This window comes from Streptococcus anginosus (assembly GCF_900636475.1).
Taxonomy (GTDB): domain Bacteria; phylum Bacillota; class Bacilli; order Lactobacillales; family Streptococcaceae; genus Streptococcus; species Streptococcus anginosus.
In genome coordinates, this window is record NZ_LR134283.1 from 1,279,197 (window position 1) to 1,291,538 (window position 12,342).

The window sequence follows — 12,342 nt, forward strand, 5'->3', positions numbered from 1 at the left end:
TTTTGATAACATTCTTCATGTTTTTCAGAGAGTTAAATCCCCTTTCTAGGTACACATTATATCCCTTTGAATAAATTATTGCAATAGATTTTTATAAAAATAATTATTTTTTTTAAAATTATAACTATAATTATTTTATGTATTTGGGCATGTTTCCATAGTTTTAATGTAATTTTTTCAAAAATAAAACACAAATAAAATTATCTCCATCATAAACTGGACATAAATTTATTCGTGTTTCTCATATTATATCTTATTTTTAACTTATATTTTTTTAAAATTATCACGAAGATACTTTTCAAGTATTAAAGCCATTTTTTCATTACCACTGAGTTTATATAATACTTGCGAAAATGTAAAATATTGCTTTACAATACTTTGGCTAGAAAAATCCTCGCTAATATTCGCTAATATACAGTATAAATCTGCTAATAAATAACTACAACTGTATTCATTACATTTTTCAATAACATCAAGCGTTTCTTCTATTCCCTTCTCAATCTGAAAACTTTTCCAAAGATATCGGCAAAAATTATATCTAATTTTAATATAAATTTTCAGTTCTATTGTATGAGTAAAATCAATACTTTGAAGTTTAGCTAGTACCGCTTGATAACATTTTTCAAATTCATCATTATTTTTTTCTTCTAAAAAGAAATTAAGCAAGGTATTAGAGATACGAAGGTACATTAACTCATCTTTACTTAATCGCACAAGCATTTGTTCTAATTTTTTAATAGCCTCTTCTCTTTTATTATCACAATGAAATGAAACAATTGCCCCTATCCATTCAAGATAATTTTGGTCTGATAGTGGCAATCTATGTTGTTTATCAATTTCTAAACTGTATAAATATTTTAATGAATCATACTCACGCTTTACTAGAAAGGATTCTACCAGCTCTTTGAATTGTACCAACTTAGATGTCTCACCAAGTACACTATCATCAAAAAAATAGTTCATTGGTACATTCATTTTTTTGGATAATGAATATAAAAGATCCGAACCAGGCATATACTTGCCTTTTTCCATTCTACTAATCTGACCTTGCTCACATACTCCTTCTGCTAATTCTTTTTGGGATACCCCTAATTCCAATCGCTTACTTTTTAATCTTGTAGCTAATAATGTACTCATACTATTCCTTCAACATTTTATAATTATTTTTCATTATATCATATGAGTTAAAGTATATAAAATTAAATTTTTATGACAATAATAATTTTTTGATATTATCCCCATTAAAACGAGTTCAAAATTGCTAATCTATAGTTGACTCAAAGATTATAACTGTTCTGCTATTCGCTCTGCCAGCACTTGATAGCCTGCGACCGTCAAATGCAGCCCGTCAGTGGTAAATGCTTCTGCTAATTGTCCTGCTTCGTCTAACAGACTGTCGTAGACATTGACAAAAGTCACATTCATATAAGCAGAAGTCAACTCTTGATAGACATGGTTGAGACTTTGAATTTTTCGATTGCTTCTTAGATGAACGCGCTTTTTGTAAGTAGGGCTTTCATTGACTGGTAAAACAGACAGAAGGCAGATTTCTGCAAGAGGATAATTTCTAGCAATCGTTTGGATGATGCTTTCCACATTTTTTACCGTTTCTTGCTGCGGAATTTCCTTTCCAATATCATTAGTGCCGATGAGAAGAAAAATCTTATCAACTGCCTGCCCAAATAAGAGAGAGTCTAAATGCTCTAGTAGCAAATCCGACCGATAACCTCGAATACCACGATTTATCACTGTTTTGGGCGTCTTCAACAGCTCGTACAATGGAAAATATTCAACTATAGAATCTCCCAGAAAAAGTACATCGGGGTCTTTGACGGATATACGATTCAACTCTTGGTATTTTTTTCTGATCTGCTCTTGCTCATTCAAAAGCCATTCATCTAATAATTGGACAGCCATTGACTCTCTCCTTTCCTCAAATAGTTCTCTAATACTGTCAGGACGCCCGCCTCTGTATTGGCTGGTGCAAGGTAATTGGCAACTGTTTTTACTCTCGGATCAGCATTCTCCATAGCATAGGAAATCCCTGCTAATTGCAGCATTTCAATGTCATTTTCACTATCTCCAAAGGCCATGATGTCCTGCTCTTGAATTTTCCATTTTTGCATCAGTTGTTTCAATCCCCAAGCTTTATGGATCCCTTTTTGTAAAATATCAATCGCTCCATAACCGCTTGTGACCGCATTTAAGGTACCTTCAAAATCCTGATTGAGCTGTCGAGTAGCTTGAACTGCTACTTGCTCGTTTACCATCATACTCATTTTCAAGACTTGTGGAAAATCGTCCGGACGCAATGCTTCGACAAAGTTTATCTTTCGATAAAATTCTTGTGCCATTTCTGCTGTCATAACTTTTTCAATCATTGGAAAAGTTGTCCCCGTTTTGACAAAGGCACCATTTTCAGCTGTAACAACTAAGTGTACATCGCGTTCTCTCCCTTCAAAATAAGACAAAACCTGTGCCACCAAGTCCGGAGACCAACATGTGCCCAGCAGTATCTCGTTTTTATCAAAAATTCGCGCACCGTTTGCGGCAATCAAGGTCACGCGCTCCAGCAAATCACCAAACAGCAGGCGCATTCGATGAATTTCATTACCAGTTACCACCACAAACCGCATCTCCCGCTTGTCCAGCTCATCCAATATATTTTTCAACCGGTCGCGATCGAATTCTCCTTTTTCATCTAAGAGCGTGCCATCCATATCAGTCACAATCATCTTAATTGGCATGTTATCACCTCTAACAATTATTCATTTCAAATTTAAATCTCATCGTTCATTTATTTCATAATGTATGACTATCCTTTTGCCATTTCTGTAATTCCGCTTGGATAATGCAAAACATTATTGGCTACATTTACATCTTATTTCAAAAGGATTATATTACGTCTAAACATATCCTAGTAAACAAAGTTTTTCTTTTATTTTACCAAAAAGAGAGTTGAAGAGGAAACAATTGTATTCAAGCAAGGATTGGTCTTTTTAGTTATAGTTTAAAACTATATTCTTTTCTCTAAATTAACTATTTTTCAAAAGTGCTCAGCTTTTGTACAATAAAAAGCAAGAAATCTAGAAAGAGGCATGTATATGACACAATCAAAATTCCAACTAGTTGGATCTCTTCTTCGTCCAGCTGATCTGCTTAACTATAAAAATAAAATTGAACATCGTGATGACATTCAGTATCCTTTTTATGATAGTTTTCCGGGTTATCGTGAAACAGAAACAGCAGAGATTAAAAAGGTCATTGCTGATGAAAAGGCAAATGGTATTGATATTTTGACAGATGGTGAATATTCTAAGTCCATGTGGCATTTAGATTTTATTTGGGGACTTAAAGGTATTGAACGTTACATTGCAGACCACGGCTACACTTTTAAAGACCATGATGGCGGACAGTACGAAACACGTAAAGACATCGGTATTCGCATTACTCAGCCACTTTCAGGTAAAAATCATCATTTCTTAGATAGTTACAAACTGCTCAAGGAAGAAGCTGGTGATACGCAAACAAAATTAACGATTTGGGGACCTGCGCATGCTTATACTGAACTGGCTATCTTTGATAAACTTGCTGGTGAAGGGCAAGTTTACAAAACCAATGACGAATTAAAAGCTGGTCTTATCAAGGCCTACAAGGAATTCTTGACAGAATACAAGGAAGTTGGCGGGGCAATCATCCAGTTTGATGATTGCCTTTGGGAACTTTTTGATGAATCAAATCCTGCTTCGTTTTTTGCTGATGGCAATGCTGCGCTAGCTGACTTAGCGGATGAATTTATTGCGATCAATAACGAAGTAGCTGATTACGGTCATCAATTAGGACTCAAAGTTTGGACACATAACTGTCGCGGAAATTATGAAAGCCGTTCTGCCTCAGGCGGAACTTATGAAGCGATTGCAGAAAAATTCTTGCGTGAGCAACATTATGACCGCTTCTTCTTAGAATGGGACAGTGACGTCTCAGGTGATTTGAAAGCCCTTGCTTCTCTTAAAGATAAAGATGCTGAAGTTGTTCTTGGACTCCTTTCCAGTAAGACAACTGATCTTGATGATGAAGAACGTGTTCTCAAGTTATTAGAACAAGCCAGCACCATTTTGCCTAAGGAACGTTTGCTGCTGTCCCATCAATGCGGTTTTGCTTCTTGTGATTCTGGCAATGAGTTGGCTATCCCACAGCAATGGGCCAAAATCAAACAAGGCCAAGAAATTGCTAAGAAATTTTGGGGTTAAACTGCAAGCACATGACTATTTAGCGAACACTGACAAAAACGCGAAAACAAACTTCTTTTTGAGGTTTGTCTTTTTGATTTCCAGCAATAAATACCACTGAAAAAGAATACTATTAAAATGATTTCTCTATTGAGAAATTTTTGAAGACAAAACTACAATAATCTACACTTCAACCATTTTCCCTTGCCCCTCTGTTACAATTCTTCAATTCATTTGTGTAATCTGAAAAAGACTGAATCGAAAGATTCGGCCTTTTTTATAAGGAGCAAATTTATCAAATTATACTGTCAATTCAATCTGATTGCCTTCTAAAGCCAGAATGCAGCTTTCATAGTAACCATCACCTGTCAGACGCGGTCCGCTTAAAAGCTGATAGCCGTCTGCTTGAAGCCTCGCTGTCAGTTCATTTACCTTTTCTCTACTTCCTAGACTAAATGCCAAATGGTGATACCCCAAAAAGAGAAGTTCTTGGTTGTTCTCCGCTAAACCTTCCTTTCGAGTCATGATTTCCAATCTCGCCCCTTCGTCAAAGCTGAGGAAGTAAGACTGAAAACCTGTTTTTTTATTATGGTAAAGCTGATTACTTTTCGCTTCAAAATATGTTTCAAAGAAGCGTTTAGCTCCTTTTAAATCTCGAACATAAAGGGCTGCGTGCTCAATCTTCATAGAGTTTTCCTCCATTCGTTGCAATAACTTCTTTATACCAATCAAATGATTTCTTCTTATAGCGAGCCAAAGTCCCTGTTCCATCATCGTTTCGATCAACATAGATAAATCCGTAGCGCTTACTCATCTGAGCTGTTGAAGCAGACACAAGGTCAATACAGCCCCAAGTGGTGTAGCCCCAGAGTTCAACACCATCTTCAATTGCTTCGCCGACCTGCTGTAAATGCCGTTTAAGATAATCAATGCGATAATCATCTTCAACAGTCGGACCATCAGGACCATCTACCAAGACATCTTTCGCACCAAGACCATTTTCTACGATAAAGAGCGGTAATTGGTAACGGTCATAGAAAGCATTGAGAACCAGACGCAGACCAATTGGATCCACTTGCCAGCCCCATTCTGAAGCAGTTAGATAAGGATTTTGCAACCCACCCAGCACATTTCCACGACCAGAAGAATAACTTTCCGGATCATGGGCAGCAACCACACTCATGTAATAAGAGAAGGAGACGAAATCTACGGTATGCTCTGACATCAATTCTTTATCACCCGGTGCAAATTGGATCTTGATTCCATTTTCCTTGAAAAAACGGTTCATATATGCTGGATATTTACCACGCGCATGAATATCTGAAAAAAGATAATTCTGATTTTCAAACTCACGAGCAGCCAGTACATCCTCTGGTTTTGGCGTCATCGGATAAGTCGGCATAGCTAGTACCATGCACCCAATCTTAAAGTCTGGATTGATTTCATGCCCAATTTTAGTTGCAAGAGCTGATGCCACTAGTTCGTGATGAACAGCTTGATAAAGATCTTGTTTGGACAATTCTTCTACTGGAGTTGCAATCCCTCCACTCATAAACGGCGCATGTAAAACAGAGTTGATTTCATTAAAGGTCAACCAATAGTTCACCTTGTCTTTGTAACGAGTAAAGACGGTACGAACATAGCGCTCATAAAAGCCAATCAAATCACGATTTGCCCAACCATTATACTGACGCGCCAAATGCAAAGGTGTTTCATAATGTGACAAAGTCACCAAAGGTTCAATGTTATATTTGGCCAATTCATCAAAAAGGTCGTCATAAAACTTTAGACCTGCTTCATTTGGCTCCGTTTCATCACCATTTGGGAAAATCCGTGACCAAGCAATAGAAGTACGATAAACCTTGAAGCCCATTTCTGCAAAAAGGGCAATATCTTCTTTGTAACGATGATAAAAGTCAATTCCTTCCAATTTTAGGTTATCAGCTGTTGGCCTATCTGTAATCAAAGGATTGAGATCACCTGCATTAGCTGGTATGCCACCTTTTGGCGTCACATCTTGAACCGAAAGACCTTTACCATCCATATCGTAAGCACCTTCGTATTGATTGGCAGCTGTTGCACCACCCCAAAGAAAATCTGCTGGAAATTTACCCATGGCTTCTACCTCTTTTATTTTTCACTTAATTATATTATAATCTTAGGCAAGAGTATTTTCTAGCACAATTCTCTTATAAATTGGTATTATTCTACGAAAGAGGCTACACTTATGGATCTAGGAACATTACACAAAAATATCGTTTACAAAAATCAAGGCACACCTTACTCTCTCACACGAACCATTACAAAAAACGGTCAGCCGGACATTCTCTTTCATTGGCATACGGATGTTGAACTGGTTTATGTTCATGAGGGAACTGCGCAGTTTCACATTGATTATGATTACTTTAATAGTGAAGCAGGTGATATTATCCTGATTCGTCCCAACGCTCTTCACTCCATTCACCCGATTGAAAATCGCCGCCACTATATGGATGCGATTAACTTTCATTTGGACTTAATGGGCTATTCTGCGATGGATCAAGCTAGTATTGAATATTTGCAGCCACTTTATAATGGTCAGCTGGATTTTGTTCGTGTCATCAAGCCCAATCAGCCAGCCTATGCAGACATTCGGCAGTGTTTACTTGATGCCATGAAAACAGGCTATTACCGTACAGAGTATTTTGAATTTCAGCTCAAATCCCAGCTCAACCAACTCTTTTTTCTCTTATTTGAAAATGGCTATGTGATTTCAAAAGAGCAATCCTTAGAAGGCTATCGCAAGGAAGAAAAAATCCGTACCATCATTGACTATATCGGTAGTCATTATCAAGAGGAACTCACGATTGATCAGCTTGCTCAAATTTGTAGTTACAGCGATACCCATTTCATGAATTTCTTTAAGAAACATCTTGGGGTATCTTGCATGGAATACGTGATTCAATTTCGCTTGCGAAAAGCGGCTGAACTCTTGCAACACTCTACCTTGCCCGTCCTAGAGATTGCTACACAATCTGGCTTTAACAATCTCTCTAACTTCAATCGTCAATTTAAAAAGTATTACCAAATAACTCCTAGTCAATATCGGAAAAAATAACAAGGAGGCATTCAATGAAAGATACTATCTGGTTGTTTCCGCTGCTATTCATTTTTCATGATTTAGAAGAAATCATCGGCTTCATGCCATGGATAGAGCGGAATGAAAAACTACTGGAGAAAAAAGCTGTCTTCATTTTAAATACCCACAAAAGCTTATCCACAGAAGGTTTCGCACTAGCCGTGGCAGAGGAATTTGTCGTGGTATCCCTCATTTCTTTCTTTGCTCTTTTTTACCACACCCGCCTACTTTATCTCATCTGGCTGGGAGGATTTGTGGCTTTTGCTCTTCATTTGGTGACTCATATCCTGCAAGCTATCTGGCTTAGGCGCTATATCCCAGCTCTTGCGACCTCTATCCTATGCTTACCAGTTAGCAGTATTATCATTTGGAAAACCACCACTTTACTTCATATCAACACAATTGAACTTCTTGTTTTCAGTCTCATTGGCGTTCTCATCATTATCAGCAATCTCTTTTTTGCACTCTGGTTAGGGAAACTATTTTCCAAGTGGGTAAATAAGATTTTTTACAACCCAGAAAAGATTGAAAAACTGTAACATAAATGGTACACTAAAAATGTAAACGGATTCATGGGATTAAAGTTAAAAATGCAGCATGATGATTTTGAGGAATAAGAGGAGATAGAATTATGAAAAAAGACATACATTCGTCAATCGTTTTCTTATTAGTTTTCATTCTTATCACTGCATGTACTCACGGAAAAACAGCACCAGCGAAGTCATTAGATACTGTTAAAATCAAGCAAACGCAAAGCTCTCATTTTTCTACTTCTCAACAAAGTGCTTCTAGTTCAAGTCAGACAAGTTCTTCTCAAACCGCAACTCCTGAAGAAAGCAATGCTTCAACTGCAAATGAAAAGGTCCCCTCTGAATCTATAGATAACACAGACAAAGACAGTCATGCAGGAGGAAAAAAAGTTCAACTAAACATCTCTACAATTGTCCAACGACGGTGGAATTACTGTGCTCCAGCCACAGTATCCATGATACTTGCAAGTAGAGGTCTTCAGGTTGACCAAGCCCAGTTAGCCAACGAAATGGGAACAGATGAAACTTTTGGAACTCATAATAGCAATGCCATAAAAGTTTTAAATCGCCATTTGTTTGGCTACGATGTACCGTCAGGAAATCAAGCAGGTTATCGTTTAGCAACTGTAGCGAATCCTAATTCTGATTCAGAAGATATGAAACGATTCAAAAAACGTCTGATTCAAAATATCAATGACGGCTATCCAATGTATTATACTATTGATAATTCAAAAATGTATCCAGATAGAAGTGGAGAGCATAATGTTATTGGTGTAGGATATGTCTTAACAGCAGATGGTTCAGATGTTGCCTATATATATTACCTAGATCCTTCTTATATGGTTCAAGATCCTGTTTATGCTGGGCTGAAAATTGTTAGTCCAGAAGAATTGCTACATACAATGGTAAGTTGTACTGAGCCAAACTATGCATGGTAAAACTCTTCTATTCTATTACTGAATTGTATCGAAAGCAAAAAGCCAGAAATTCTCAATGCACGAATCTCTGGTCTTTTTTCTTTAAAGGAATAAACTCATTCGTCCCATTTCAAATTTACATGCTCATTCATTTCCTGATAAGCTGTGTCAATTCGTTCTTTGGTAGCTTGGTCTAATTTATCACGGTATTTTCCACCTTCAATGAAATCTTCCAAAATATAGGTCTGGTAGGTGTAGAGAGGATAGCCTTCCGGTGAATACGTCCCTTTTGCCACACGACTCACCCAACTCGGATGTGCCTGTACATCCTTGATAATTGTCCCTTTCTTTGATTTTTCAACCGTCACGTCCATGAGCACGCCGCGTTCTGTCCATTTCTTATTTTCCACACCGTCCATTGTCTCGATTCGCTGATTGGAGATGAAATTACCCATAGAATAGATAATGAATTTCTTTTGTCCATTTTGTTTGACGACTTCTGACGGCTCAACGACATGCGGATGCCCGCCAAAAATAATGTCCGCTCCCCACTCAATCATCTTATGATAAAGAGTTTTTTGCTCCTGTGTCGGTTCCAATTGATATTCAACCCCCATCTGAGGCATGACAATGGTAATGTCTGCCTCTTTTTTGGCTCGCTCAATTTCTTTTTTCATCTTTTCTTCATTTAAATCTGACAAATGATGATTGTAGTCTGCCTGAGAGAGGTTTTCTTCCAAGCCATTAAATCCATAAGAATAAGCTAGAAGTGCAATTTTAATTCCATTTACTTTTTTAATGACAAGTGAGGTTTTGTCCCTGTTTTTATGTGTATAAACCCCAATCGGTGTAATTCCGTGCTGCTCAAATGCTTTTGCCGTTGAAAAAACACCTTCCAATTGAGAATCCAAAATGTGGTTGTGTGCCAAATCCACAACTTGATAACCAGCATCTTTGATAGCTGACACCACCGACTCTGGCGCATTGAACAGTGGGTAACCCGCCAAAGGATAATTTGGTCGGATAGTCCCTTCGAAGTCTCCTAATACCAAGTCCGCCTTTTTCAACCAAGGCTTGACATATTGATAATTCTCTGTGAAATCATACGTCCCGTCTGACTGTAAAACACTCATATATAGAAGGTCATGATACAGCAAATCCCCATTTGCCATGATACGAGCCGTCTGTACACCGTTTAGGGAAGAGGACGTTTTTTTCTTTTGTACAATACTTGTTTTTGTCGACTTTGTCTTAACGCTATCGTTTATTTTCTCAGCTAATAAAATCCCACTTGCTACTAAAAACACTACGCAAAGCAAGCCTAAAATAAACTGCCAATTAGTTGCTGACTGTATTTTCCGTTCTGATCTTTTCATGTTCCATTCTCCTCTATCTACATTGTAGCACAAAGAAGCAAACATGACGCAGGAAATGATAAATAATAAAAAGGACGAAGCATGCTTGTAGTAGCTCTAGTTGATTTTTTCGACCAACTGTTTTGGAACTCTACAAATTTTGCTTGTCCTTTTCTTAGATTATTTACTTACTTTCAGCAAATCATCGCCTAGTTTCACATCGCCACCAGCTAATGCTTCAACTGTCTTATAATCAGCTGTATTGGTTACAATGATTGGAGTTGTAACAGGATAACCTGCTTTTTTGATAGTATCTATATCAAAGCTTAGCAATAATTGACCCGCCTTGACCTTTGAGCCTTGAGTAACATGTGCCATAAAGCCTTCTCCTTCAAGAGCGACTGTATCCATACCTACGTGAATCAAGATTTCAGCGCCATCATCAGTCGCTAAGCCAATCGCATGGTTGGTTGGGAAAAGCAGACGAATCACACCGTCAGCAGGAGTGACAACTTCGCCAACGCTAGGCTCAATTGCTATCCCTTGACCCATTGCACCACTTGCAAAAACAGCATCAGGCGTATCTTCGAGTGCGACCACTTTCCCGCTAAGCGGAGCTGTGATGACTTGCTCAGGAGCAATCTCTTCAACTGGCAGACTGATTTCTTCAGCAGCGACTTCTTGTGCCCCATCATAAAGAGTTGGAATTTTTGTAAGTTGAGTCAATACAAATCCAAGAACAAAACTGATTGCAATTGCTACAAGGAAGTGAATGAGTAATAGTGAATCTTTTGGATCAATGAAAGACGGAATCGCAAAGAGCCCCATTCCACCCATTACTTGCATTTTGGCATTAAAGAAAGCGAGATAAGCACCTTGAACCGCACCGGCAATACAAGTCATAATAAATGGTGTTCGCATTGGCAAGGTAATCCCGTAAATGGCTGGTTCTGTTACCCCAAACAAAGCTGAGATAAAGGCTGGAATAGCCAATTGTTTGACTTTTTCTTCTTTTGTACGCAAGAAGATATTGAGCAATGCTCCTGCTTGCGCAAAGCAAATAGCAATAGAAGCTACAAGAATGACACCTGGTCCTTTTTGTAATTCCAAAATTGCAAGCGGCACCAATCCCCAGTGGAGACCGAACATAACCAGCACTTGCCACAAAGCACCCAGAATAATTCCATAGATAATTGGGCTGAAGCTATAAATACCTGTGAAAATAGCACCGACTATATCAGAAGCCCATGTCATGACTGGTCCAATGACAAGAAATGATAACGGTACCGTGATTAAGATAACAAAGAATGGAACAACAAAGACTTTGACAACATCTGGAATAATTCGTTTAAAGAATTTTTCAATTTTTGAGCCGACCCAAATTGCTAGAATGATTGGCAATACAGTTGATAGATAACTAGAAGCAGGGAAGATAATCGGCAAACCTAAGAAAGTTGCGTAGATTTTTGACTCAATAAAAGTTCCTGCAAATAGCGTATAGAGTGGTTTGGCACCTGTAAAGCTAGCTGCGATATTTGGGTAGACCAAGGCAAAGCCAATCGCAAGCGCTGCGAATTTTTCCATTTTAAACCGCTTAGCAGCAGTCAAAGCCAGAATCAATGGTAAGAATTGGAAGAATCCATCACCAGCGGCATTTAATATGACATAAGCGCCGTCAGTCGTCTTAACGCCACAAGCTGCCATAATGGCAACTACACCTTTGATCATACCAGCTGCAGAAAGAGCTCCCAGCATTGGTTGGAAAAGTCCTGACACCAAAGCGATAAAGCGGTCAAAGAGATTGCCTTGCGGAACATCTCCCTCATCCACATCAATACTTCCCCCACCAGAAATACCTGCTTCCTTAATGACCGCCGCATACACATCTGGCACGTGGTTCCCAATCACCACTTGGTATTGCCCTCCAGCTTTCACAACCGTTACAATACCGTCTCTATTTTTCAAGTATTCCGTATCTGCCTTGCTCTCATCTTTCAGAGAAAAACGCAAACGCGTCACACAGTGCACTAACTTGGTAATATTTTCCTTACCACCAACGTGAGCAACAATATCCTGAGCTAAGTCAGTATAATCTTTTGCCATAATGGACCTCCTTTATTTTTTAGGTCAGCTGTGTTGTTGCACATATAAATATAGAACAACGGTAACAAAAAAACCTAAACACATACCAAA

At 38.3% G+C, this 12,342-nt stretch carries 11 protein-coding genes; 4 read left to right on the forward strand and 7 right to left on the reverse strand.

Annotated features, from left to right (window positions below; genetic code table 11):
* Window positions 1–264 precede the first annotated feature (264 nt).
* The 3 genes from EL079_RS06245 to EL079_RS06255 form a co-directional block, all read right to left on the reverse strand.
* On the reverse strand, window positions 265–1,137 hold the full coding sequence (locus tag EL079_RS06245; RefSeq protein WP_018543676.1) for a helix-turn-helix domain-containing protein: 873 nt from the start codon (window positions 1,135–1,137) through the stop codon (window positions 265–267).
* A 147-nt stretch (window positions 1,138–1,284) separates the two neighbouring features.
* Window positions 1,285–1,917 carry an SGNH/GDSL hydrolase family protein gene (locus tag EL079_RS06250; RefSeq protein WP_003033177.1) on the reverse strand — a complete coding sequence of 211 codons (633 nt, stop codon included), beginning with the start codon at window positions 1,915–1,917 and terminating at the stop codon, window positions 1,285–1,287.
* Entirely contained in the window at window positions 1,899–2,747 is an 849-nt protein-coding gene (locus tag EL079_RS06255; protein WP_003033165.1) for a Cof-type HAD-IIB family hydrolase, read from the reverse strand. The genes EL079_RS06250 and EL079_RS06255 overlap by 19 nt, the downstream gene beginning before the upstream one ends.
* A 357-nt stretch (window positions 2,748–3,104) precedes the next feature.
* On the opposite strand from EL079_RS06255, the gene EL079_RS06260 reads away from it, so the two are divergent.
* Window positions 3,105–4,250 carry a cobalamin-independent methionine synthase II family protein gene (locus EL079_RS06260; protein ID WP_003033157.1) on the forward strand — a complete coding sequence of 382 codons (1,146 nt, stop codon included), beginning with the start codon at window positions 3,105–3,107 and terminating at the stop codon, window positions 4,248–4,250.
* 279 nt (window positions 4,251–4,529) lie between these two features.
* Here EL079_RS06260 and EL079_RS06265 read toward each other — a convergent pair whose 3' ends face one another.
* Window positions 4,530–4,916, reverse strand: a complete 387-nt coding sequence (locus EL079_RS06265) for a VOC family protein (RefSeq protein WP_003033183.1) — start codon at window positions 4,914–4,916, stop codon at window positions 4,530–4,532.
* Entirely contained in the window at window positions 4,906–6,345 is a 1,440-nt protein-coding gene (locus tag EL079_RS06270; RefSeq protein WP_003033146.1) for a glycoside hydrolase family 1 protein, read from the reverse strand. The genes EL079_RS06265 and EL079_RS06270 overlap by 11 nt, the downstream gene beginning before the upstream one ends.
* A gap of 111 nt (window positions 6,346–6,456) precedes the next feature.
* Between EL079_RS06270 and EL079_RS06275 the strand changes: the two genes are divergently transcribed.
* The 3 genes from EL079_RS06275 to EL079_RS06285 all read left to right on the forward strand — a co-directional run bounded on the left by EL079_RS06275 (window position 6,457) and on the right by EL079_RS06285 (window position 8,815).
* Window positions 6,457–7,326, forward strand: a complete 870-nt coding sequence (locus EL079_RS06275; protein ID WP_003033148.1) for an AraC family transcriptional regulator — start codon at window positions 6,457–6,459, stop codon at window positions 7,324–7,326.
* Between the two features lie 14 nt (window positions 7,327–7,340).
* Window positions 7,341–7,886: an HXXEE domain-containing protein gene (locus EL079_RS06280; RefSeq protein WP_003033159.1), complete on the forward strand. Its 546-nt coding sequence runs from the start codon at window positions 7,341–7,343 to the stop codon at window positions 7,884–7,886.
* A gap of 92 nt (window positions 7,887–7,978) precedes the next feature.
* The gene (locus EL079_RS06285) at window positions 7,979–8,815 is read left to right on the forward strand and encodes a C39 family peptidase (protein ID WP_003033179.1); all 837 of its coding nucleotides are present in this window, start codon (window positions 7,979–7,981) and stop codon (window positions 8,813–8,815) included.
* Window positions 8,816–8,910: 95 nt separating this feature from the next.
* Here EL079_RS06285 and EL079_RS06290 read toward each other — a convergent pair whose 3' ends face one another.
* Entirely contained in the window at window positions 8,911–10,170 is a 1,260-nt protein-coding gene (locus tag EL079_RS06290; protein WP_003033168.1) for a CapA family protein, read from the reverse strand.
* Between the two features lie 159 nt (window positions 10,171–10,329).
* Window positions 10,330–12,252, reverse strand: a complete 1,923-nt coding sequence (locus tag EL079_RS06295) for a beta-glucoside-specific PTS transporter subunit IIABC (protein ID WP_003033160.1) — start codon at window positions 12,250–12,252, stop codon at window positions 10,330–10,332.
* Between the last annotated feature and the right edge of the window lie 90 nt (window positions 12,253–12,342).